23 protein-coding genes and 3 pseudogenes are annotated in these 22,589 nt (G+C 71.9%); 16 read left to right on the top strand and 10 right to left on the bottom strand.

Features of this window, described 5'->3' with window-relative positions:
* Position 1 precedes the first annotated feature (1 nt).
* Entirely contained in the window at positions 2-721 is a 720-nt protein-coding gene (locus tag ACH5AF_RS32830; protein ID WP_398906855.1) for a ZIP family metal transporter, read from the bottom strand.
* A 100-nt stretch (positions 722-821) separates the two neighbouring features.
* Here ACH5AF_RS32830 and ACH5AF_RS32825 point away from each other — a divergent pair.
* Together ACH5AF_RS32825 and cobC are read left to right on the top strand one after the other, a co-directional pair.
* Positions 822-1,202: pseudogene (locus tag ACH5AF_RS32825) on the top strand (cobalamin biosynthesis protein); the annotation flags it as partial.
* Between the two features lie 128 nt (positions 1,203-1,330).
* Positions 1,331-2,464 (top strand): Rv2231c family pyridoxal phosphate-dependent protein CobC, encoded by a 1,134-nt coding sequence (gene cobC, locus ACH5AF_RS32820; protein ID WP_398906853.1) that lies wholly within the window; start codon positions 1,331-1,333, stop codon positions 2,462-2,464.
* A gap of 184 nt (positions 2,465-2,648) precedes the next feature.
* Here cobC and ACH5AF_RS32815 read toward each other — a convergent pair whose 3' ends face one another.
* Entirely contained in the window at positions 2,649-3,593 is a 945-nt protein-coding gene (locus tag ACH5AF_RS32815; protein ID WP_398906852.1) for an SCO1860 family LAETG-anchored protein, read from the bottom strand.
* Between the two features lie 358 nt (positions 3,594-3,951).
* Here ACH5AF_RS32815 and ACH5AF_RS32810 point away from each other — a divergent pair, with 358 nt between their 5' ends.
* Positions 3,952-4,326: a VOC family protein gene (locus ACH5AF_RS32810; protein ID WP_398906851.1), complete on the top strand. Its 375-nt coding sequence runs from the start codon at positions 3,952-3,954 to the stop codon at positions 4,324-4,326.
* A gap of 1 nt (position 4,327) precedes the next feature.
* Here ACH5AF_RS32810 and ACH5AF_RS32805 read toward each other — a convergent pair whose 3' ends face one another.
* On the bottom strand, positions 4,328-5,437 hold the full coding sequence (locus tag ACH5AF_RS32805; RefSeq protein WP_398906849.1) for an ABC transporter substrate-binding protein: 1,110 nt from the start codon (positions 5,435-5,437) through the stop codon (positions 4,328-4,330).
* A gap of 315 nt (positions 5,438-5,752) precedes the next feature.
* Positions 5,753-6,838, bottom strand: a complete 1,086-nt coding sequence (locus ACH5AF_RS32800; RefSeq protein ID WP_398906847.1) for an amidohydrolase family protein — start codon at positions 6,836-6,838, stop codon at positions 5,753-5,755.
* Positions 6,839-7,349: 511 nt separating this feature from the next.
* Here ACH5AF_RS32800 and ectA point away from each other — a divergent pair.
* The 4 genes from ectA to thpD are packed head-to-tail and all read left to right on the top strand — an operon-like array spanning position 7,350 to position 10,531.
* Complete coding sequence (ectA, locus tag ACH5AF_RS32795) at positions 7,350-7,907, top strand: diaminobutyrate acetyltransferase (RefSeq protein ID WP_398906845.1); 558 nt, start codon at positions 7,350-7,352, stop codon at positions 7,905-7,907.
* 23 nt (positions 7,908-7,930) lie between these two features.
* A complete protein-coding gene (ectB, locus tag ACH5AF_RS32790) occupies positions 7,931-9,199 on the top strand; it encodes a diaminobutyrate--2-oxoglutarate transaminase (RefSeq protein ID WP_398906982.1) in 1,269 nt (422 codons plus the stop codon).
* A 33-nt stretch (positions 9,200-9,232) separates the two neighbouring features.
* Positions 9,233-9,631, top strand: a complete 399-nt coding sequence (locus ACH5AF_RS32785; protein WP_215181350.1) for an ectoine synthase — start codon at positions 9,233-9,235, stop codon at positions 9,629-9,631.
* A 3-nt stretch (positions 9,632-9,634) separates the two neighbouring features.
* Positions 9,635-10,531, top strand: coding sequence for an ectoine hydroxylase (gene thpD / locus ACH5AF_RS32780; protein ID WP_398906843.1), 897 nt, complete (start codon positions 9,635-9,637; stop codon positions 10,529-10,531).
* A 78-nt stretch (positions 10,532-10,609) separates the two neighbouring features.
* Here thpD and ACH5AF_RS32775 read toward each other — a convergent pair whose 3' ends face one another.
* The gene (locus ACH5AF_RS32775) at positions 10,610-11,686 is read right to left on the bottom strand and encodes an alkene reductase (protein ID WP_398906841.1); all 1,077 of its coding nucleotides are present in this window, start codon (positions 11,684-11,686) and stop codon (positions 10,610-10,612) included.
* A gap of 184 nt (positions 11,687-11,870) precedes the next feature.
* Here ACH5AF_RS32775 and ACH5AF_RS32770 point away from each other — a divergent pair, with 184 nt between their 5' ends.
* Complete coding sequence (locus ACH5AF_RS32770; RefSeq protein ID WP_398906980.1) at positions 11,871-12,380, top strand: MarR family winged helix-turn-helix transcriptional regulator; 510 nt, start codon at positions 11,871-11,873, stop codon at positions 12,378-12,380.
* A gap of 16 nt (positions 12,381-12,396) precedes the next feature.
* Here ACH5AF_RS32770 and ACH5AF_RS32765 read toward each other — a convergent pair whose 3' ends face one another.
* Positions 12,397-13,455 (bottom strand): aminotransferase class V-fold PLP-dependent enzyme, encoded by a 1,059-nt coding sequence (locus ACH5AF_RS32765; protein WP_398906839.1) that lies wholly within the window; start codon positions 13,453-13,455, stop codon positions 12,397-12,399.
* Positions 13,456-13,531: 76 nt separating this feature from the next.
* Here ACH5AF_RS32765 and ACH5AF_RS32760 point away from each other — a divergent pair, with 76 nt between their 5' ends.
* Positions 13,532-14,020, top strand: coding sequence for a GNAT family N-acetyltransferase (locus ACH5AF_RS32760; RefSeq protein ID WP_398906837.1), 489 nt, complete (start codon positions 13,532-13,534; stop codon positions 14,018-14,020).
* A 170-nt stretch (positions 14,021-14,190) separates the two neighbouring features.
* Here the strand turns inward: ACH5AF_RS32760 and ACH5AF_RS32755 are convergent, their stop codons facing one another.
* Both ACH5AF_RS32755 and ACH5AF_RS32750 read right to left on the bottom strand, forming a co-directional pair.
* Positions 14,191-14,901, bottom strand: coding sequence for a DsbA family oxidoreductase (locus tag ACH5AF_RS32755; protein WP_398906836.1), 711 nt, complete (start codon positions 14,899-14,901; stop codon positions 14,191-14,193).
* A gap of 122 nt (positions 14,902-15,023) precedes the next feature.
* A pseudogene (locus ACH5AF_RS32750) lies at positions 15,024-15,260 on the bottom strand (ArsR/SmtB family transcription factor); the annotation flags it as partial.
* On the opposite strand from ACH5AF_RS32750, the gene ACH5AF_RS32745 reads away from it, so the two are divergent.
* The 3 genes and pseudogenes from ACH5AF_RS32745 to ACH5AF_RS32735 all read left to right on the top strand — a co-directional run bounded on the left by ACH5AF_RS32745 (position 15,179) and on the right by ACH5AF_RS32735 (position 15,949).
* Positions 15,179-15,619 carry a ketopantoate reductase family protein gene (locus ACH5AF_RS32745; protein WP_398906978.1) on the top strand — a complete coding sequence of 147 codons (441 nt, stop codon included), beginning with the start codon at positions 15,179-15,181 and terminating at the stop codon, positions 15,617-15,619. The pseudogene ACH5AF_RS32750 and the gene ACH5AF_RS32745 overlap by 82 nt on opposite strands.
* Positions 15,577-15,690: pseudogene (locus ACH5AF_RS32740) on the top strand (oxidoreductase); the annotation flags it as partial. The gene ACH5AF_RS32745 and the pseudogene ACH5AF_RS32740, both read left to right, overlap by 43 nt.
* 88 nt (positions 15,691-15,778) lie before the next feature.
* Entirely contained in the window at positions 15,779-15,949 is a 171-nt protein-coding gene (locus ACH5AF_RS32735) for a ketopantoate reductase C-terminal domain-containing protein (protein ID WP_398906835.1), read from the top strand.
* 360 nt (positions 15,950-16,309) lie between these two features.
* Here the strand turns inward: ACH5AF_RS32735 and ACH5AF_RS32730 are convergent, their stop codons facing one another.
* Positions 16,310-16,741, bottom strand: a complete 432-nt coding sequence (locus tag ACH5AF_RS32730) for an SMI1/KNR4 family protein (protein ID WP_398906833.1) — start codon at positions 16,739-16,741, stop codon at positions 16,310-16,312.
* A 37-nt stretch (positions 16,742-16,778) separates the two neighbouring features.
* Entirely contained in the window at positions 16,779-18,314 is a 1,536-nt protein-coding gene (locus tag ACH5AF_RS32725; RefSeq protein WP_398906832.1) for an aldehyde dehydrogenase (NADP(+)), read from the bottom strand.
* Positions 18,315-18,478: 164 nt separating this feature from the next.
* On the opposite strand from ACH5AF_RS32725, the gene ACH5AF_RS32720 reads away from it, so the two are divergent.
* The 4 genes from ACH5AF_RS32720 to ACH5AF_RS32705 all read left to right on the top strand — a co-directional run bounded on the left by ACH5AF_RS32720 (position 18,479) and on the right by ACH5AF_RS32705 (position 22,573).
* Positions 18,479-19,249, top strand: coding sequence for an IclR family transcriptional regulator (locus ACH5AF_RS32720; protein WP_398906830.1), 771 nt, complete (start codon positions 18,479-18,481; stop codon positions 19,247-19,249).
* Positions 19,250-19,524: 275 nt separating this feature from the next.
* Positions 19,525-20,514 (top strand): hypothetical protein, encoded by a 990-nt coding sequence (locus tag ACH5AF_RS32715; protein WP_398906828.1) that lies wholly within the window; start codon positions 19,525-19,527, stop codon positions 20,512-20,514.
* Positions 20,511-21,920, top strand: a complete 1,410-nt coding sequence (locus ACH5AF_RS32710; protein ID WP_398906827.1) for a sensor histidine kinase — start codon at positions 20,511-20,513, stop codon at positions 21,918-21,920. The genes ACH5AF_RS32715 and ACH5AF_RS32710 overlap by 4 nt, the downstream gene beginning before the upstream one ends.
* Entirely contained in the window at positions 21,917-22,573 is a 657-nt protein-coding gene (locus tag ACH5AF_RS32705) for a response regulator (RefSeq protein ID WP_398906825.1), read from the top strand. The genes ACH5AF_RS32710 and ACH5AF_RS32705 overlap by 4 nt, the downstream gene beginning before the upstream one ends.
* Positions 22,574-22,589 lie beyond the last annotated feature (16 nt).

Raw genomic sequence — 22,589 nt, 5'->3', positions numbered from 1 at the left:
TTCACTCGGCGAGGCCGACCACCAGCCAGATGAAGCCGACGCCGCCGATCGTGCACAACAGCGTGGAGCGGGCGGGGTGTTCGTGGTGCGCCTCGGGCAGGATCTCGGCGGCCGCGAGGTAGAGCAGCGCGCCGCCGAAGAATCCCAGGTAGCTGCCGAGAAGTTCCTCAGGAAGAGTGAACAGCAGGGTGGACGCCGCGCCGATCACCGGCGCGAGCGCGTCGGCGACGAGCATGGCGACCGCCTTGCGGCGGGTGTTCCCGTACAGGCTGGTGAGCGTGTACGTGTTGAAGCCGTCGGCGAAGTCGTGGGTGACGACGGCAAGTGCGACGGTGGCGCCCATGCCGCCGCCGACCTGGAAGGCGGCGCCGAGCGCGATGCCGTCCATGAGGCTGTGGGTCACCATCGCCGCGGCGGCCGTCAGGCCCACCTGCGGTACGCGGCGTTCCCCGCCGTGCGCGGCCTGCCGTACGGCCAGCAGCCGTTCCACGCAGTGGGCCGCGAGGAAGCCCCCGGCGAACAGCAGCAGCGCCTGCGGTACGCCGAACACCGGCCGGCCCGCCGCCTCGGTCGACTCGGGCAGCAGGTCGAGTCCGACCACGCCGAGCATGAGGCCCCCCGCGAGGCCCAGCACGAGGTGTCTGCGGTCGGTGACGCGGTGCGCCATCCAGCCGCCGAACAGCGTCATGAGAAACGCGCCGAGCGCGACGAACACCGCCATGCGCCCTTGCTAGCCCATCGCCCCGTCCCCGTGCACATCACTGCCGCGCCTGATTGACCCGGTTGCCCCGACCTTCGAGGAGTGCTCCATGACACGTTCGACCGCTCTCGTCGTCGGCCTGGGTGCGTCCCGCGGTGTGCCGGTGGAGGAGGTGGTGGAACTCGTCCTCGCGGCGCTGCGCGGGGCGGGCCTGGCGGCGGCCGACGTGGTCGAGGTCGCCACGCTCGACGTCAAGGCCGGCGAACCGGGGATCGTGGGCGCGGCCGGACGGCTGGGCGTTCCCCTGGTGACGTACTCCGCCGCGCGACTCGCCGAGGTCCCGGTCCGCGGACCGTCCGCGGCGGCGCTGGCCGCGGTGGGGACGCCGTCGGTCGCCGAGGCGGCGGCCCTGGCGGGCGGCGGCGAACTCCTGGTGCCCAAGCGCCGGTCGTGTCCGGTGGGACGGCCCGCGCGTGTGACATGCGCCATCGTGCGGAGACCGCGGTGTACGTCTCCGACATCTGCCGGTATCCGGCGGCAGGGGACATGATGACGGTCGTGCGTTCTTCAACCCCCCACACATCGAGGAGACCCCTGTGATCAGTCTTCCCGTACCGCTGCGCGGCGGCCATGTACACGCGCACTGACGACCGGGGCCACCCCGAGCACCCCGAGCACCCCGAGCGCTCCGAGCGCTCCGAGCGCTCCGAGCCCTCCAGCGAGCCGCACGACCTGCGGCACCACGGGGACGCCGAAGTCCGCGACGGCGGCGCGGACCTGGTAGACCTCGCGGTCAACGTCCGCACCGGCACGCCTCCGCAGTGGCTGCGAAAACGCGTCGCCGCGTCTGTGGCCTCCCTCGCGGCGTATCCGGACGGGCGCGCGGCACGGGCCGCCGTCGCGGCACGGCACGGCCTGCCGGCGGAGCGGGTGCTGCTGACGGCGGGTGCGGCGGAGGCGTTCGTCCTGCTCGCGAGGGCGCTGCCGGTGCGCAGGCCCGTCGTGGTGCATCCGCAGTTCACGGAGCCGGAGGCGGCGCTGCGGGACGCGGGCCACGAGGTGGGCCGGGTGCTGCTGCGGGAGGAGGACGGCTTCCGGCTGGACCCGGGAGCGGTGCCGCAGTCGGCGGACCTGGTCGTGATCGGCAACCCGACCAATCCGACGTCCGTCCTGCATCCCGCCGCGCGGATCGCCGAACTGGCGCGTCCGGGGCGGCTGCTGATCGTGGACGAGGCGTTCATGGACGCGGTGCCCGGCGAGGCGGAGGCGCTCGCAGGGCGCACCGACATACCCGGTCTGGTGGTGCTGCGCAGCCTCACCAAGACGTGGGGCCTTGCGGGGCTGCGGATCGGCTATGTGCTGGCCGAGCCGGAGACGATCGCCGCGCTGGAGCGGGCGCAGCCGCTGTGGCCGGTGTCCACGCCCGCGCTGGTGGCCGCGGAGGCGTGCATGGGCAGTGCGGCGCTGGCGGAGGCCGAGGACGCGGCACGCCGGATCGCCGCGGACCGTGCGCATCTGCTGGCCGGTCTGGCGGAGTTCGACGAGGTGCGGGTGGTGGAGGCCGCCGAGGGCCCGTTCGTGCTGGTCCGCGTCCGGCGTGCGTCGCAGGTGCGGGAACGGCTGCGGGGACTGGGCTTCGCCGTCCGGCGCGGGGACACGTTCCCCGGGCTCGACGGGGACTGGCTGCGGCTGGCGGTACGGGACCGGGCGACGACGAATCGTTTCCTTCAGGCCCTGGACCAGGCCCTGGTCATGGTGGGCTGACGCCGAACGGCTGGACCGGTGGGCTGACGTCTCCCGGCTGCGACCGGCGGACCGGGCCGGGCCTGCGGAACGCGGCGGACCGAGGCCGGCTGCGGAACGTGCGGGCCGGGGCCTCTCCTCGGCGCCGCTCCGCCGGAGGCGCGCGGCCGGGCCCCTCGGCGGGGCCCGGCCGGTACGGGGCTGCTCAGTCCTGGGAGCGCGAGCGGCGGCGGGTGAGGACCATCGCCGCGGCACCGGCGGCCAGCAGCAGTCCGGCGCCGCCCGCGATGTACGGGGTGCTGGAACTGCCGCCGGTCTCGGCCAGGTTCTCGTCGGGCTCCTGTCCCGACTGCGCCGCGACGTTCTTGGCCGGAGCCTTCGACGGCTGTTCCGCCGTCGGCTCGTCGATCGGCTTCTTCGGGGCGTCGGGCGCTGTGCAGGCGGCTTCGGCGAGGGTGACCTCGCCGGTGACCTTGGCGACGTTGAGCTCAACAGGGGCGACCGACACCGTGAGCCGCAGGGCCGTCGCGGCGGCCGTGCGGGACGTGGTGTGCGTCGTCGACAGGTCGAGCGTCACCTCTCCGACACCGGGCACCTCGACACGGGTCGGTCCGGCCGCACTGAGCGTCACCTTCTCGCCGAGCACCTTGACGTGACCGAGCACGTTGGACTTTGCGACGGGCTTCCTGCCCGCTTCGCACACGGCCTCGGAGGTGACCTTCTCGACCTCGACGAGCGACAGCAGGGGCAGTCCCGGCACATGGACCCGTGCCCGCGCGAGATTGCTGTACGCCGCGGCCCTGCCGTCCTCGACGGTAGCCCTCGCGGTGGCCACGTCGGCGCGCAACACCTGGAACGGCCGCCCCTTGTCGACGCCGTCCAACTGCACGCTCAGCGTGGTCTTCTCGGCGCTGCCGGGGGCCCGCACCTCGTTGAGCGTGGCCTTGAGCGGCACGTCGCCGGCCGTGTCGCGCAGGGAGACGTCGAGGCCGGCACGGAGAACAACCGCGTTCGCCCGTCCTTCGCCCCCGGTGGCGTGCGCGGGCGCCGCGAAGGCCAGCGGGACGGCGACCAGTGCGGCTGCGGCCGTTGCCGCGGCGGCCTTGCGTGCGGGCACACGGGTGGGCAGGCGGAAGGTGTTGCTGTTCACGGTGGTGGAACCCCCACAAGAGACATGGCGTCGCCCGCCACCACGGGGACACGTGGCGGCGGGGACGAAGACACCCCGATCCTTACGCACAGAGAGTGAACTGACCGTCGCCTGAGGCGACTTCACCCTAAAGGGAGGTTTCCGCGTCAATATTCGATTCTTGAGGCAGCCCTGTTCCCCGTGACCGCATCCGCCACAGCCGAAGGGCGTGCGTTCTGTGCCACTGATTCCTCATGCCGTTTGTCAAGCCGCAAGTGCGGTGGGCGGCACGAACGGCGCATGCCCGCCGCCGCGGCGGGTACGACCCCTGCCGTACGGGGGAGTCGCGGAGGCGGCCGAGGAACGAGGGGTGTCGGAAGTGATTCGAAAGCTGCAGGCGGTCGCGCTGGACTGCGCCGATCCGGTACGGCTCGCGGAGTTCTACGCGGATCTGCTCGGCGGCCGGGTGGTCGCGGACCCGGAGGATCCCGACTGGGTCGAGGTGCAAGGGTTCGAGGGAACGCCGCTGGCCTGCCAGCGGGTGGACGGCTACCGGCCGCCCGAATGGCCCGGACAGCAGCACCCGCAGCAGCTCCACCTGGACTTCGACGTGGACGACCTCGACGGGGAGGAGAAGCGGGCGCTCGCCCTCGGCGCGACCGTGCTGGAGCGGACGGACCAGCTCCGCCCGGAGGCCAACTGGCGGGTCTACGCGGACCCGGCCGGCCATCCGTTCTGCCTCTGCCTCCACTGAGTCAGCCGGCGTGAAGGATCCGAAAGCGATCGGGTTCCGCCGGATCTCGATCAACGACTTGGATGGGCGGCCAAGTCCATTGCCAAACGCTGATGCCCGGCGTGCGGGAGAACTGGATCTGCCCGCGGGTGCCTTCGACTGCAACGCGCGGCCATGATTCGGCAGTGCGCGCCCGGTCCGCGCCGTGAGAACGCAGCACATCGGCGAGGACGGCGATCGTGTCGTAGCCCTCGAAGGCGACGAAGGAGGGTGCTTCGGCCAGCCGCTCGCGGAGGGCCGTCTCGACTCGTGCGCCGAGCGGGCTGAGGCGCTCGGGCAGGTAGCGCAAGAACGGGATCGCGGCGCTGTCGTCGCCCAGCAACGTCGCCCATTCGGCGAACTCCGGTTGCCCGGCCGGAGCACCAATCATGATCTCGGCGAGGCGCTGGTCGTGGCGGACGGACTTGACGATCGACACTGCCGGCTCCGGGTGGCCGACCAGAAGAAGGAGGGCTGTCGCGCGGTTGTCGACGAGTTCGTCGCACAGGGCCGTGGGGGCGAGCGCGCGCATGTCGAGTTCGATGACCGTGCCGCCGCGTGGAGCGAGGTGGTCACGCAGAATGCGGGTCCCAGTCGCCCAGTAGACACTCGGCTGGGCTGCTACGGCGATTCGGCTGTGGCCCGCGCTGAGGAGGAAGTCTGCGTAGATCTGCCAGCCGTGGGACTGCGGCGGGGAGATGCGCGCAACCCATTCCGTTGGCTGTTCGGTGAGCGCGTCGAGAACCGCTGACGAGCAGAGGAACGGCAGGCCGAGGGCGTCGGCCCTGGCGGCAGCGGCGCGAGCGACGACGCTGTGATACTCCCCGGCCAAGGCAGCCACGCCCAGGCGGGCCAATTCATCTACGGCCGCCGCGGCCCTCTGTGGATCAGCCGCGGTGTCTCGGACCACCAGCTCGAGTGGTCTTCCGCCGATCCCGCCGGCGTCATTGACTTCGGATGCGGCCAGCTCGAGTCCAGCGAGCAAGTGTTGGCCTGCCTCGACCCAGCCAGGCCGAGTCAGCGGAACGAGAACGCCGATCTGGACGGATGATCCGTCAGTCCGCTCCGGTCCACGCGGCGGTGGCGCATTCATGCGTCGGCGTCTCCCCTGTGGTGATTCGGTTGCGGTTCGCCCGGATCGCAGAGTGGCAAGGCCCGGTAGTACGCGTTCATCTCATCTCGCCGTGGCGGGCGCACCTGGGTGACCATGCCGGACATTGCATCCTCCACCATCGCCGACAGACAACCGATTATCTGATCGCTGTGCTGCCCTGCTTCAAGGGACCGGAGACGACGGGTGACCCTGCCGGGTCACGCTCGGTCGACACACCGCCCGGGACGGCCCGGCCGCTCCGGGCCGCCGCGCCACGACCGCCTGCCGAGGTGCCCGTCGGCCGGCCCGACGGGTTCAGCCCACGACCCGCCCGTTCAGCACCACCCGCCGCGGCGCCGCGAGCGCCCTGACGTCGGCCCGCGGGTCCTCCTCATAGACCACCAGGTCCGCCGGGGCGCCCTCTTCCAGCACCGGGCGGCCGAGCCACTGCCGAGCGCCCCAGGTGGTGGCCGACAGTGCCCGGACCGGCGGAATACCGGCCTTCACCAGCTCGGCGACCTCGTCGGCGACCAGACCGTGCGCCAGCGATCCGCCCGCGTCCGTACCGACGAAGACCGGGATGCCCGCGTCGTAGGCCGCGCGCACGGTGTCGTAGCGGCGCTCGTGCAGTCTGCGCATATGGGCGGACCAACGCGGGAACCTGCTCTCGGCGCCCGCCGCCAGGCCCGGGAAGGTGGCGATGTTGACCAGCGTCGGGACGATCGCGACGCCGCGCTCGGCGAACAGCGGGATCGTGTCCTCGGTGAGTCCCGTCGCATGCTCGATGCAGTCGATCCCGGCCTCGACGAGGTCGCGCAGCGAGTCCTCGGCGAAGCAGTGGGCCGTCACACGCGCGCCCAGCCGGTGCGCCTCCGCGATCGCCGCCTCCACCGCGTCGCGCGGCCAGCAGGCGGTCAGGTCACCTGCCTCCCGGTCGATCCAGTCGCCGACGAGCTTGACCCAGCCGTCGCCGCGCCGGGCCTCCTGCGCGACATACGCGGCCAGATCCTCGGGCTCGATCTCATGGGCGTAGTTGCGGATGTAGCGGCGGGTGCGGGCGATGTGGCGGCCGGCCCGGATGATCTTCGGCAGGTCCTCGCGGTCGTCGATCCAGCGCGTGTCCGAGGGAGACCCGGCGTCGCGCAGCAGCAGGGTGCCCGCGTCCCGGTCGGTGAGCGCCTGCTTCTCGCTGGTCGCCGCGTCGACGGGGCCCTGGTGGTCGAGCCCGACATGGCAGTGGGCGTCGACGAGTCCGGGCAGGGCCCAGCCGTGCACGGTGACCGCCTCGGCGCGAGGACGGTCGTAGGTGATGCGGCCGTCCACCACCCACACCTCGTCCCGGACGTCCTCGGGTCCGAGGAGCACCCGCCCCTTCACATGCAGCACCGTGTCATCGCTCATGCCCTGCACTGTACGAGGCGTACAAAGGCGGTGGCCCGGGGCCTCCGTAGGCCCCGCCGAAGGCCGGGGACGCCGGGCCCGCGCACCTGACGCGCCACTGATCGGAGCAGGGCCGGCAGACGGCCGGGGAAGATACGCGGCGGGCGGCCGGAGAGAGCCGGGAGCATCTTCCCCGCACCTCTTTGACGCAAAACAATTCATAGCATGGCCCGTAAATGCGGAGAGCAAATTCAAGTGAACAGGTCCCCGCATTCTGCTGCCCCCGATCTCCGCCCTTAAACGCATGGATTCCCCTCGGTTTTCCGAGGCGCTTCACGGGCGCGTCAGCGTCGTTACGGATATGTGACCGACCCCACAGGAAGGTCGTTTTGCCCCCTTAAATACGGGCAAACGGCGCGATCGCACAGGGTCACGTCGAATCGCTCGCGCCCGCGCGATAACACAGGCGGCGCCTCGACCCAACCCCTTGGCTCGATGCAATCTCGAAATTTGCTCGGTAAATTCAATTCGCATGACCGCCGCACAGGAAGACCTTGTACGAGCCCGAGACGGATTCACCGATTCTGCCGACTCCCCGGAGTTCCTGGAGATAGACACCCCGCGAGTGGAGGACGGAGCCGCGATCTGGCGCATCGCCCGCGACTCCGAGGTCCTGGACCTCAACTCCTCGTACAGCTATCTGCTGTGGTGTCGCGACTTCGCCGCCACCTCTGTCGTGGCGCGCGGCCCCGGCGGCGAGCCCATCGCCTTCGTCACCGGCTACGTACGGCCGGACCGCCCGGAGGCACTTGTCGTCTGGCAGGTCGCCGTCGACCGCGAGCACCGCGGCCGGGGACTGGCCGGCATCCTGCTGGACGCCCTGACAGCCAAGGTCACCGGCGGCCGCGGCGTGCGCGAGATCGAGACGACCATCACGCCGGACAACACGGCGTCCGACGCCTTGTTCACCTCCTACGCCCGGCGTCACGACGCGCCGCTGCGCCGCGAAGTCCTCTTCGACGGCGGACTGTTCCCCGAGGGAACGCACCAGCCGGAAGTGCTCTACCGCATCGGCCCCCTCGCCGCCTGACCCCCACCCCCATGGAGACCGCTGTGACCATCACCCCGCCCGCCCTGAGCGTCTTCCAGACCCTCGAGTCCGAGGTGCGCAGCTACTGCCGCGGCTGGCCCGCCGTGTTCGACCGCGCGCAGGGCAGCTACCTGCACGACGAGGACGGCCACACCTACCTGGACTTCTTCGCCGGCGCCGGATCGCTCAACTACGGGCACAACAACCCCGTCCTGAAACGCGCGCTGCTCGACTACATCGAGCGCGACGGCATCACCCACGGCCTGGACATGGCGACGAGCGCGAAGCGCGCCTTCCTGGAGACGTTCGAGAACGTCGTCCTGCGCCCCCGCGACCTGCCGTACAAGGTCATGTTCCCCGGCCCGACCGGCACCAACGCGGTCGAGGCCGCGCTGAAGCTGGCCCGCAAGGTCAAGGGGCGCGAGGCGATCGTCTCGTTCACCAACGCCTTCCACGGCATGTCGCTGGGCTCGCTCGCCGTCACGGGCAACGCCTTCAAGCGTGCCGGCGCCGGCATCCCGCTGGTCCACGGCACCCCGATGCCGTTCGACAACTACTTCGACGGCAAGGTCCCGGACTTCCTCTGGTTCGAGCGCCTGCTGCAGGACCAGGGCTCCGGCCTCAACAAGCCGGCCGCCGTGATCGTCGAGACGGTCCAGGGCGAGGGCGGCATCAATGTGGCCCGTCCCGAGTGGCTGCGTGCGCTGGCGGACCTGTGCAAGCGCCAGGACATGCTGCTGATCGTCGACGACATCCAGATGGGCTGCGGCCGCACCGGCGGGTTCTTCTCCTTCGAGGAGGCCGGCATCACCCCGGACATCGTCACGCTGTCCAAGTCGATCAGCGGTTACGGACTGCCCATGTCGCTCTGCCTGTTCAGGCCGGAGCTGGACATCTGGGAGCCGGGCGAGCACAACGGCACCTTCCGCGGCAACAACCCGGCGTTCGTGACCGCGACCGCCGCGCTGGGCACCTACTGGGCCGACGGGCAGATGGAGAAGCAGACCATCGCCCGGGGCGAGCAGGTCGAGCGCGCGCTGCTCGCCGTCGTCGACGAACTGGGCGGCGAGGGCGTCGGCTTCCGCGGCCGCGGGCTCGTGTGGGGCCTGGAGTTCGCGGACAAGACCCGCGCCGGCAAGGTGTGCGCCCGTGCCTTCGAACTCGGACTGCTCCTCGAGACCTCGGGCCCCGAGAGCGAGGTCGTGAAGCTCCTGCCGCCGCTGACCGTCTCCCCCGAGGAACTGGACGAGGGCCTGCGCATCCTGGCGCGCTCCGTCCGCGAGACCGCCTGACCACCGCAGAGACAGAAAGGGCAACAACTCACCGTGATCGTCCGATCGTTCAAGGACCTCGAGAACACCGACCGCCATGTGAAGGCCGCGTCCGGCACCTGGGAGAGCAAGCGCATCGTGCTCGCCAAGGAGAAGGTCGGCTTCTCGCTGCACGAGACCGTGTTGTACGCGGGCACGGAGACGTCGATGTGGTACGCGAACCACATCGAGGCCGTGCTCTGCGTGGAGGGCGAGGCCGAGCTCACCAACGACGAGACGGGCGAGACCCACTGGATCGAGCCCGGCACCATGTACCTGCTGGACGGGCACGAGAAGCACACCATGCGCCCCAAGACCGACTTCCGCTGCGTCTGCGTCTTCAACCCGCCCGTGACCGGACGGGAGGACCATGACGAGAACGGCGTGTACCCCCTGCTGACGGAGGAGGGCTGAGACATGACGACCGCACCCGCACGCACCGATCTGTACCCCACCCGTGGCGCGAGTGAGGTGACGACCCCGCGTCAGGACCCGGTCGTCTGGTCCGCACCGGGCACCCCGGGCCCGATCGCCACGGCCGATCTGATGGGCTTCGAGCGCGACGGCTTCCTCACCGTCGACCAGCTGATCGGTGACGACGAGGTGGCGCTCTACCGCGCCGAACTGGACCGGCTGATCGCCGACCCGGCGGTACGGGCCGACGAGCGCTCGATCATCGAGCCGACGTCTCAGGACGTGCGGTCCGTCTTCGAGGTCCACAAGCTCAGCGAGGTCTTCGCCGCGCTGGTGCGCGACGAGCGGGTGGTGGGCAGAGCCCGCCAGATCCTCGGCTCGGACGTCTACGTCCACCAGTCGCGTATCAACGTGAAGCCGGGCTTCGGCGCCTCGGGCTTCTACTGGCACTCGGACTTCGAGACCTGGCACGCCGAGGACGGGCTGCCGAACATGCGGACGGTGTCCGTGTCGATCGCGCTGACCGAGAACCTCGACACCAACGGCGGCCTGATGATCATGCCCGGGTCGCACCGGACGTTCCTCGGGTGCGCGGGCGCGACGCCGAAGGACAACTACAAGAAGTCACTGCAGATGCAGGACGCCGGGACCCCGTCGGACGAGGCGCTGACGCGCTTCGCCGACGCCCACGGCATCCGGCTGTTCACGGGCCGGGCCGGGTCGGCGACCTGGTTCGACTGCAACTGCATGCACGGCTCGGGCGACAACATCACCCCGTATCCGCGCAGCAACGTCTTCATCGTGTTCAACAGCGTGGAGAACGCTGCGGCGGAGCCGTTCGCCGCGCCGGTGCGGCGGCCCGAGTTCATCGGGGCGCGTGACTTCACCCCGGTGCGGTAGCTCCCGGTCACGAAGAAGGCGGGGCCGGTCTCTTTTCCCGAGGAGACCGGCCCCGCCTCTTTGCCGCTGCCGCTACCGCTACCGCTGCGCTCGGACGAGGGCCGGGTAGTCGATGAATCCCTGGTCGCCGCCGCCGAAGAAGGAGGACGGGTCGGCGGTGTTGTACGGACCGCCGGCCCGGAGTCGGTCCGGCAGGTCGGGGTTGGCGAGGAACAGGGCGCCGAACGACACCAGGTCGGCGACGCCGTCCTCGATCAGGGCCAGCCGGCCGGCCGGGCCGTCGGCCGGCACGTTGAGCACGACGGTGCCGCCGAACAGCTTCCGCAGCGTCAGCACGAGCTCCCGCTGGTCGGGGGTGGATTCCAGGACGTGCAGGTAGGCGAGTCCGAGGGGTTCGAGCCGCTGGGCGAGGGCGGTGTAGAGGGCGTCGGGCTCCGGCTCGTCGATGTCGTTGTACGAGTTGCCGGGCGAGAGGCGGATGGCGGTGCGCTCGGCGCCGATCTCCTCGGCCACGGCCCTGACGGCCTCCACGGCGAAGCGCATGCGGTTCTCGGCGGAGCCGCCCCACTCGTCGGTGCGGCGGTTGGTGTTGGGCGCCAGGAACTGGTGGATCAGGTAGCCATTGGCGCCGTGCAGCTCGACGCCGTCGAAACCCGCCTCGACGGCGTTGCGCGCGGCGGCGGCGAAGTCGGCGATCGTCGCCCGTATCTCGTCGGCGCTCAGTTCCCTGGGGGTGACGAAGTCCTTGGGGCCCTCGTGCGTGTAGACCTGGCCCTGGGCGGCGACCGCGGATGCGCCGACGGGGACGAGGCCGTCGGGCAGCAGCACGGGATGGCCGATGCGGCCGGCGTGCATCAGCTGGGCGAAGATCGTGCCGCCCGCGGCGTGCACGGCGTCGGTGACCGCGCGCCAGGCGGCGATCTGCTCGCGGCTGTGGAGCCCGGGGGTGTCGGGATATCCCTGGCCGACGACGGAGGGCTGGATGCCCTCAGTGATGATCAGCCCCGCCGAGGCGCGCTGCGCGTAGTACTCCACGACCGACGGGGTGGGCGTCAGGCCGGGACCGTGGGCGCGGCTGCGGGTCATCGGCGCCATGGCGATGCGGTTGGCGAGCTGCCGTCCGCCGAGCCGGATCGGGTCGAATGCGGTGGTCATGATCGTCCCCAAACTTTATGTGGTCGGCCAATTAATGAGCACGGATGTCACTGTACCGCATTCATTGGCCAGCCAAGGTAATATGTGTGACAGCATCGGGAACGAGGGCCGGACGGGCCCGCCGCCGCAGTCGGCCGAAGGGCGGAGCCGCTCCCCCTCGCCGCTCCTGGCCGAGGAGGTCACCATGTCCGCCGCGCCCGAGACACAGGACGATGCCGTCTGTGCCGAAGCGCTCCCGCATGCCGCCCGCGGCGGCCCCGTGAGCCATGCGCTGTCCAGGGTGGCGAGGCTGCACCGCATCGCCGCGGGAAAGCTGCTCAAGGGGCTGGACCTCTACCCCGGCCAGGAGTTCCTGATGATGCGACTGTGGGGTGCGGGCCCCGTGCGGCAGTCGGAGCTGATCAAGGAAGTGGGCCTGGATCCCTCCACGGTCACCAAGATGCTCCAGCGCCTGGAACAGACCGGTCACGTCAGCCGCAGCCCCGACCCCGACGACCGCCGCGCGGTCGTCGTCGAGGCGACGGAACGCAGCTGCGCGCTGCTCGCGGACATGTCGGCCGCGTGGGCCGAGCTGGAGGAGCAGACGCTCGCCGGCCTGGACGCAGAGGAACGCCGCGAACTGGCCCGCCTTTTGGGCAAGGTCGAGGCGAGCCTGTGCACGCAGACGGCGGACTGCGGGGAAGCGAAGGGGTGAGCGCGGCTGGCGCGCGCTAGCGCGGGCCGATCTGCTCCAGTGCGCGGTCCACGTCCGCCTGCGTGTTGTAGAGGTGGAACGCCGCCCTCAAGGCACCCGAGCGTGAGGAGAGAACGATGCCCGCCGCGCCGAGTGCCGCCGCGCGGTCGCCCAGACCCGGGACGGCGACGATCGCCGAATCACCGGGGACCGGTGCGTGGCCGAGCGCGTCGAGCTCGGCCCGGAACCGCCGTGTCAGCGCCACGACGTGCGCGTGCACCACGTCGATGCCGATCTCCTCCAGCAGCGCGAGCGACTGCTCGCCGCCGTGGTACGCGAGGAAGGCAGGGGGCTCGTCGTAGCGGCGGGCCGAGTGGGCGAGCTCGTCGATCGGACCGTACGTCGTCTCCCACAGCCGCTCGGCCGCGAACGTCCCCGCGTGCATCGGGGACAGCGCCTCCTGCGCCTCCTCGGCCACCGTCAGGAACGAGACGCCCCGCGGACACAGCAGGAACTTGAACCCGCCGGTCACGGTGTAGTCCCACTCCCCCGCCCGCAGCGGCAGCCAGCCCGCCGACTGGCTGGCGTCCAGCAGCGTACGGGCGCCGTGCGCCGCCGCCGCCGACCGTACTGCGGCCATGTCGGCGATCCGGCCGTCGGCCGACTGGACCGCCGAGAAGGCCACGAGCGCCGTGCCGGGCCGCACGGCGTCGGCGAGCGCGTCCAGCGGTGCGTACCGCAGCTTGAGGTCGCCGCGCACCGTGAAGGGGGTGATGACGGAGGCGTACTCCCCTTCGGGGAAGAGGACTTCGGCCCCCGGCGGCATCGACGCGGCGATCAGCCCGGCATGCACCGACACCGAACCGCCGACGGCGACGCGACCCTCGTCCACACCGGCGAGCCGTGCGAACGAGCGGCGCGCGGCGTCCACCGCCTCCGACTCGCCCGAACCGCCCGGGCGCCCGTCGGCCAGCTCCTCGGCGAGCCGGGTGACCGCGCGGACGGTACGGCGCGGCAGCAGCCCGCACACGGCGGTGTTCAGATACGTCGACGTGGGCGCGAACTCGCCGCCGACGAGGGGGTGAAGACTCTCCATGGACCCACCCTCCGATGCGCCGGGTGCCTGGTCAATGGCACCCCACGGCACCACCCGAACGGAGTAGCGTCCTCCCATGCCCGCACTCGCCCACACCGTCCAACGCCTCCGTGCCGATCACGCTCCCGCCCTCCTCGCGTTCGAGCGGGAGAATCGGGCATACTTCGCCGCATCGGTCCCGGACCGGGGCGACGAGTACTTCGCCCGGTTCGACGAGCGGCACGCCGCCCTCCTCGCCGAACAGGCCACAGGGCTGTGCCACTTCCATGTACTCGTCGACGAGGTCGGCCGGGTGCTCGGGCGGGTCAACCTGGTCGACGCGGCGGGCGGCAGTGCCGAACTCGGCTACCGCATCGCCGAGAGCGCGGCGGGCCGGGGCCTCGCGACCGCCGCCGTGCGCGCGGTGTGCGCGTCGGCGGCGGAGTACGGGCTGAGAGAACTGCGGGCGTCGACGACCGCGGACAACGCGGCCTCACAAGCCGTGCTGGTCCGCACCGGCTTCACGGCCACGGGCGAGGTCGTGCTGGACGGCCGACCGGGCATCGCGTTCGTTCGGCGCCTGTAAAGGCAGTGAAACGTGCGGGCCGGCCGCCGGGCACCATGTACGGCGCCTGCAGAACCGACCGGGCGGGCGTCAAGGCATCGGAACGTCAGGCGTCAGCGGACAGGCGGACAGGTGTCAGGCGGTCAGGCGGTCAGGCGGTCAGGCGGTCAGGCGGTCAGGCGGTCAGGCGGTCAGGCGGACGGAATCTCACAGGATCCGTCGGCGTCGCAGGCCGCGGCTGCGGCCGTGCCGGCCAGGGTGAGTGCCCGGCCCTGCCACGCCTGCTCCAGCGCCTGCGTGAAGACCTCGGCGGGCTGCCCGCCGGACACGCCGTAGCACCGGTCGATGACGAAGAACGGCACCCCGGTCGCGCCCAGCTCGGCGGCCTCGCGCTCGTCGGCCCGTACGTCGTCCGCGTAGGCACTCCCGTCGGCGAGGACGGCGCGCACCTCGTCCTCGTCGAGGCCCGCCTCGACGCCGAGCCGGACGAGCACGTCCGTGTCGAAGACGGACCGCTCCTCGGCGAAGTTCGCCCGGTAGGCCAGGTCGAGCAGCTCGTCCTGGCGGCCGCGGTCCCTGGAGAGGTGCAGCAGGCGGTGGATGTCGAAGGTGCTGCCGTGGTCCCGGCCCTCGGTGCGGTAGCCGAGGCCCTCCGAGCGCGCGGTGGCTGCGACGTGCTCCTCCATGGCCTGCGCCTCCTCGCGGGTGCGCCCGTACTTCGCGGCGAGCATGTCGATCACCGGGGCGGTGTCGCCCTTGTCGCGGTTCGGGTCGAGCTCGAAGGAGCGGTGCACGACCTCGATGTCGTCGCGGTGCGCGAAGGCGGCGAGCCCCTTCTCGAACCGCGCCTTGCCGATGTAGCACCAGGGGCAGGCGATGTCGCTCCAGATCTCGACGCGCATGTCTTCTCATCACTCCAGGTCGTGCGGCACAGGGGCATGCGGAGGCCACCTCCGCGGCAGGGTCAACACGGCGTCGGGCCGTCTCATTCCGCCATGGGCCGACGAACGGGGCGTCGGTCCGGCTATGTCGCCTCGTCGGGCCGCAGCACGAGGTCCAGCAGCCCCGGGAAACGCGCGTCGAACTCCTCGCGCCTCAGGCGGTTCACCCGCTTCGGCCCCTGGTCACGCTGTTCGACCAGACCGGCGGCGCGCAGCACCGTGAAGTGGTGACTCAGCGCTGCCTTGCCGACCGGAACGTCGAAGCTGCCGCAGCTGCGAGTCCACACCGGGGAGCCGGCCAGCTCGCGGACGAGCTGGATGGGCCGGCGCCCTGGACGAGGCCCTTACCGACATCGCGCCCGCGGTCGGCCCCGGCACGGCCGTGGTCCCCCTGCTCAACGGCATGCGCCATCTCGACGAGCTGAACGCCCGCTTCGGGGCCGCGCGCGTCCTGGGCGGCGTCGCCAAGGTGCAGACCACGCTGAACGGCGCAGGGGACATCGTCAGACTCGCTCCCGGCGGCGTGCTGACCGTCGGCGAGCAGGACGGTCGCTCATCGGCCCGCGTGGACGCCGTCCGCATCTGCTGCGCGACGCGGACATCACCTCGGAGAAGCCGGCGGACATCGTCGCCGCGATGTGGCACAAGTGGGTCTTCGTCAGCACGGTCGGGACGCTGACCTGCCTGCTGCGCGGCACGGTCGCGGACATCAACGCCGTGCCCGGCGGGACCGGGCCCGGCCCGGCGGTTCTCGCCGAGGCCGCCGCGGTGGCCGCGGCGGCGGGACATCCCGTACCGGACCACGAACTGGCCTTCACCACCGGTGACCCGCCCCGGCGTGCCGCTCTCGTCCTCCCTGTACCGGGACGTCGTGGCCGGACGGTCCACCGAGGCGGAGCACATCCTGGGCGATCTGGTGTCCCGAGCCCGTGCGTACGGGGTCCCGACGCCGCTGATGGACCTGGCGACGCTGCAACTGCGCGTCCACCAGCACAGGCTGAACGGCTGACTGGCTGAACGGCTGACTCGCCGTCGCGAGGCTCGGCACCGGGTGGTCCCCGGATCGCGGCTCGTCCGGGTCCGGGAGCCCCACCTGCCGAGTGCAGAAGGCCTGGGCCCCGGTGTGGTGCTCGAACACCTCCAGGCGGGCCGTCGTCACGCCCGCGCATACGCGGCGGGTGTCGGGTCTTCGCACCGGCCTCGGCCGCATGCGGGCCGAGGCCGCAGGGATCATGCCGGCGCCGGATACACCGGGCCGGCGCGGGGGATCACGTGCCGGCGGTCGCAGGTCACGCCCAGGCAGACGCAGGGATCACGTGCCGACGGGCACCCGGTGCAGGCGCAGGCGCCCGGGGCACGCGCCCGGCGGTCAGCGGTACCAGTCGCCGGCCTCGGTCAGCGCCCGCCGCAGGTAGTCGCGCAGACCGTTCGCGGCCCAGCCGCGTCCGTCGGTCTCGTGGTCCCAGACGAACACGTCGTCGCGCGGCGGAGTGCGGACGAACGCGAACTGGTCACCGCCGCCGTTGTCGCCGAAGAACACCAGCGGCTCGAACGGCATGTACAGCTCGGCGAACGCGGGCTCGGTGCGGAAGGCCAGGTTGTCCCGCCGGATGCGGTCGAGCTCCCACACGACGTCCAGGCCGTCGGGCCCCACGATGCCGTCGCATTCACCGAGCAGCTCCGACAGCGCGCTCGGGAGCGGCCTGCCGAGGGCCTCCTCGGCCGCGCGCAGGGCGCCACGCTCGGCAGGTGCGCCGAGCCCGGCGTCCGGGGCCAGTTCACGGATCAGTTCCCGCCACATCCGGCCGATGATAGAGGCCGGATCCCGGGCCACGCGCTCAGGGGCAGTTCTCGCGGCGTCCGTCGACCCGTCGGGGGAGACCGAGGGGGTTGTCGTCGCGCAGCTCCGGCGGGAGCAGTGCCTCGGGGGTGGTCTGGTACGTGACCGGGCGCATCCAGCGCTCGATCGCGGTGCCGCCGACCGAGGTCGACGTGGAGGTCGTCGCCGGGTACGGGCCGCCGTGGTGCTGGGCGGGCGTGACTGCGACACCGGTCGGCCAGCCGTTGACGAGGACCCGGCCGGCGAGCGGGGTGAGTTCGGTGAGGATCGTGGCGCCGTCGCCATTGCCCTCGGCCTCGTCGCCCGACAGGTGGAGGGTGGCGGTGAGGTTGCCGGGCAGGCGGGACAGGACGGTGCTGACGTCGTCGTGGCTGTCGTAGCGGGCGACGACGGTGACCGGTCCGAAGCACTCCTCGAGGAGGAGATCGTGGTCCCCGTCGGCGGCGAGCCGCGCGGCGGGGACGGTCAGGAAGCCGGGACTGACGGTGTGCGCCGAGCCCGCGCCGGGAGTGACGGGAGTGTCCACGTCCGGCAGGGCGGCGCGCTCGGCGACCCCGGCCACGAAGTTGTCGCGTATGCGGTGGTCCAGCAGGACACCGGCGGCGGCGCTGCTCACGGCGTCGGTCAGCGTCTTGACGAGCTGGTCGCCCGCCGGTCCGACGGGCGCGAACACCAGGCCGGGCTTGACACAGAACTGGCCGACGCCGAGCGTCATGGCCCCCGCGAGGCCGGTGCCGATCTCTTCGGCGCGCTCCGCGGCGGCCGCCTCGGTGATCACGACCGGGTTCAGCGAGCCGAGTTCGCCGTGGAAGGGGATGGGCACGGGCCGGGCGGCCGCCGCGTCGAAGAGCGCACGGCCGCCGCGTACGGAACCGGTGAAGCCGGCCGCCGCGACCAAGGGGTGCTTCACCAGCTCGACGCCCGCACCGAAGCCGTGCACCAGGCCCACGACCGCTTCGGGCAGGCCGTGTTCGGCCGCCGCCCTGCGCAGCACGGCGGCGGCCAGCTCGGAGGTCGCCGGATGGTCGGGGTGGGCCTTGACGACGACGGGGCAGCCCGCCGCGAGCGCGCTGGCGGTGTCGCCGCCGGGCACGGAGAACGCGAAGGGGAAGTTGGACGCGGAGTACACAGCGACGACGCCGAGGGGCACCTTGTAGCGGCGGAGGTCGGGAATCGGCGGGGTGGCGCTGTCGTCCGGGTGGTCGATGATCACATCGAGGAAGGCGCCCTCGTCGACGATGTCCGCGAAGGCGCGCAACTGGAAGCACGTCCGCGCGAGTTCCCCGGTGAGGCGAACGGGCCCGAGCGCGGTCTCGGCGTCGGCCGCCTCGATGAGCTGGTCGCGCGCCCCGTCGAGCAATGCGGCGGCGGTGCGCAGGAAGGCGGAGCGGAGCGTACGGTCGGCGAGGGCGGCGCGGGCGGCGTGCGCCGACCGTACGGCGGCGTCGACCTCCTCGGCTGTGGCTTCCACCGCAACCTGTTCGCGCTGCTTCCCGGTTCGGGGGTCGACACTCCAGACTTGTGCTGCTGCCACCGCGTATTCCTTCCCGGTCTCTGTCACCCACCCGACCTCGTTCGGTATTCTGAACGGTGTTCCTGGTGATGAATTTGCTGGGGACTCTATTTCCAGGCCTTCCGCAGGTCAAGGCATTCCGCGGTCAGGACGGGCACCCGCGCGGTCGAGAGGGGCGAACAGCGATGTCGGCAATCGATTCCGGTGGAGCGCAGGTCAAGTCCGCGGTGCGGACGGTCGAGTTGCTCGAGTACTTCGCCGGGCGCCCGGGCATGCACTCGCTCGCCTCCGTCCAGGAGGCCGTCGGTTACCCCAAGTCCAGCCTCTACATGCTGCTGCGCACGCTCGTCGAGCTCGGCTGGGTCGAGACCGACGCCACCGGCACCCGCTATGGCATCGGCGTGCGCGCCCTGCTGGTGGGCACCTCCTACATCGACGGTGACGAGGTCGTCGCGGCGGCCCGGCCCACCCTGGACCGGCTCTCCGACGACACCGCGGAGACCATCCACCTCGCCCGCCTCGACGGCATCAACGTGGTGTACCTCGCCACCCGGCAGTCGCAGCACTATCTGCGCCCCTTCACCCGCGTCGGCCGCCGGCTGCCCGCCCACTCCACCTCCCTCGGCAAGGCCCTGCTCGCCACCCACAGCGACGAGCAGGTGCGCAAGATGCTCCCCGAGACGCTGGCGCCGCTGACCGAGCACACGATCACCGACCGCGAGAAGCTCATCGAGGAGCTGCACGTCATCCGCGAGCAGGGTTACGCCGTCGACCGCGAGGAGAACACCCTCGGGCTGCGCTGCTTCGGCGTCGCCATCCCCTACCGCACCCCGGCCCGTGACGCGATCAGCTGCTCGGTGCCGGTGGCCAGGCTCACCCCCGCACACGAGCAGATGATCAAGGACGCCCTGTTCGACGCGCGTGACCGCCTGACGCTCGCGACGCGAAGGCTCTGAACCACAAGCTCCGAACACGACTGAACGGGAAGGCTACGAACCCGGCTGAACCGGCAGCTCCGAACCGGAAGCTACGAACCCGGCTGAACCGGCAGCTCCGAACCGGGAGCTCCGAACACGGCTGAACCAGAAGCTCCGAACACGGCTGAACCGGAAGGCTGCGAGCACGGGCCGCGCGGCGACCCGGAGGCACAGGCCCGTCTCAGCCTCACGGCGGAGGGAGATCGTCGCTACGCAGGAGGTGGCCCGGCTCCGCGGCGAGGAGTGTGGACGGCATGACACCGACCTCGCTCCCGGCAGACGCCGGCATCCTCCTTCCCGTGCGGCGCCGCCCGCTGCGGTCCGCTCTGCGCGCCGTCGCGATAGCCGCCTGCCTGCCGTACCTGGCACTGAAGATCGCCTGGATCACCGGCAGCCGCATCGGTATCCCCGAGGGCAGCGTGCTGCTGGACCACCGTGCCCTGATAGCCGTCGTCAACAGCGTCACCGTGCTGATGGACGCGGCCGTCGTCGTCCTCGCCCTGCTGCTGACGCAGCCGTGGGGCATGCGCGTGCGCGGCCGCCTGCTCGGCGTGCCGATCTGGGGCGCGACCGGGCTGCTCGCACCGATCATGGTCGGCTTCCCGGCGCAGCTGGCGGCCTCCGCCGCGGGCGGCACCACGACGCAGGACACGAGCGGCGAACCGTTTCTGGACGGCTGGGTGTTCGACGTCGTCTACAGCGGCTTCATCCTTCAGGGCCTCGCCCTCGGCACGCTCTTCCTGCTGTACGCCAGGGACCGCTGGAGTCACCTGTGGCGGGGACAGGTGTGGGACCTGCCCTCCGCCGTGACGGGCCGGCCGGTGCGCGCCCTTGCCGTGGCCGGTGCGCTGCTGGCGGTGTTCCCCGGCGTCATGCATCTGATGTGGGCGGCCGGATCGACCGCGGCGCTGCCCGCCGCCCGGGTGCTGGAGCGCACGACCGACTTCTACGTCCTGGAGGGCGTGCGCGTCGGCTTCGTGGCCCTCGCCGTCGCCGGAACGCTGCTGCTGGCCTTCCGCCTCGGCCCCGGCCTGTCGGTGAAACTGCCGCTGGGCATGGCGTGGGTCGGGGCGAGCGCGCTGGGCGCCTGGGGCGGCTGGCTCACCATGACCGCCGCGATGCCCCTGGCCGATGGCGCCGAGCAGCCCACAACGCTGCTTACGCTGACCTACGCTGGGGAAATGATCTCCGGCCTGCTGCTGAGCGCCGCCATCGCCGTGCTGCTGCGCAGGCGCGGCGCGTGAGCGAGCCGCGCGCGGCACGCCGCGGGATGACCACCGGCGGGACGTCCCCCGGCGGGAGGGCCTCCGCCGGGGGAACCACGGGCGGAACGGGCTCCGGCGCGAAACCCGCAGGCCGAAGGGGCTCCGGCGCGAGGACCACCGGCGGAAAGCGCTCCGGCGGGAGGTGGCGCGTCGCGGCGCGGGCGCTGTTCGGACTGCAGGCAAGGCTCCGCTGGGTCCATCTGGTGCTCGGCGGCGCGCTGTTGATACCGTTCTGGCTCGTGGGGATGGTCGTGGTCGGTCCGCTGTCCGACACGGGGAACATGTTCGCGACCTCGTTCGTCGTGCAGTTCGGCGCCTACGCCGTCGCCCTGCCGCTCGCCGCGATCGTCGGGCTGCTGCCGCTGGCCAGACCGCTGTCGGTGGGCATAACCCGGGCACTGACCGGGGTACCCGCGGAGCTGTTCGCGGACGAACCCGCGCGCAGCCGGGCCGCGCGCCTGCGCACCTCGGCCTGGTTCACCCTGCACGCGGGCGTCGGCGCGCTGGTCAGCGGTGCGTCGCTCGCCCTGCCCCCGTTCGCGACCACGCTGATCATCGCGCCGCTGAGCCGCTCGGTGCAGGACTTCCTTCATGTGCCGTGGTCGATGCGCCCGTTCGATCAGGTCCTGCTGCTGCCGCTCGCCGGGGTCGGCATGCTCCTCGCGCTCGCCGCGTTCTCGGCGGCGGCCGGAGCGCTGCTCGCGCGCCAGGCACCGGTGCTGCTCGGACCGACGCCCGCCGACCGGCTCGCCGCGGCCGAGCAGCGGGCTGCCGAGCTGGGCGAACGCAACCGCCTCGCCCGCGAATTGCACGACTCGGTCGGCCACGCGCTCAGCGCCGTCACCCTGCAGGCGGGCGCCGCCCGGCGGGTACTGGACAGCGACGTGGAGTTCGTACGGGAGGCGCTGGCCGCGATCGAGGAGACGACACGGCGCACCGTCGGCGAACTCGACGCGGTCCTCGGCCTGTTGCGGCAGGACGGCGAGGGGGTCGACCGGGCCGCCGGTCCGACGCTGGACACCCTGGACGGTCTGGTGTCCCGCAGCGGGGTGCGGGTGGCCCTGCGTACCGAAGGCGATCCGGCCTCGGTCCCCGCGCATGTCTCCCGCGAGGCGTACCGCATCGTCCAGGAGGGGCTGAGCAACGCCCTGCGCCATGCCGGGGCGGTCCCGGTGTCCCTGTGGATCGCCGTACGCGGCGAGGAGTTGGAGATCACGATGGAGAATCCACTGCCCGACGTCGCCCCGGTGGTCCGCCCGGGCGGCGGCCGCGGCCTGCGCGGGATCACCGAGCGCGCCGCGCTCCTCGGCGGCCGGGCGGCCGCCGGGCCGCAGGACGCGGTGTGGCGGCTGTCGGCCCTGCTGCCGCTGGGAGGCGGCCGATGAGCGCGGTCCGGGTCGCCCTCGCCGACGACGAGCGGATGGTCCGCACGGCGTTGCGCGTCATCCTCGACGCCGAGCCCGACCTGGAGGTGGTGGGCGAGGCCGCGACAGGCGCCGAGGCAGTGTCGGTGGTGCGCGAGCTGCGGCCGGACGTGGTCCTGATGGATGTGCGGATGCCGGAGATCGACGGCATCCGGGCCACCGAGCAGATCCTCGGCACGATGGAGGCGCCGCCGCGGATCGTGGTGGTGACGACCTTCGAGAACGACTCGTACGTGTACGACGCGCTGCGCGCCGGCGCGGCCGGTTTCCTGCTCAAGCGTGCCGCCGCCGAGGAGCTGGTGCAGGCGGTACGGCTGGTCGCGCGCAGTGATTCGCTGCTCTTCCCGGCGGCGGTGCGTTCACTGGCCGCCGAGTACGGCCGCCACCGGCCGACGGCGCTGCCCGCATGGGCGGGGCGGCTGACGGAGCGGGAGGCGGAGGTGCTGCGGCTGATGGCCACGGGCCTGACCAACGCGGAGATCGCGGGGCGCATGGGCGTGGGCCCGGCCACGGTGAAGACGCATGTGGCCTCGGTTCTCGCGAAGACGGGCGTGCGGGACCGGACCCAGGCGGTGATCGCGGCGTACGAATCGGGCTTCATCTCCCCTCGCTGAGGGCACGCCGGACAGC

It is taken from the genome of Streptomyces sp. NPDC018833 (genome assembly GCF_044390825.1).
Classification (GTDB): domain Bacteria; phylum Actinomycetota; class Actinomycetes; order Streptomycetales; family Streptomycetaceae; genus Streptomyces.
Note: the sequence above shows the minus strand (reverse complement) of the source record. Positions and strands in the feature narration are given on the sequence as shown.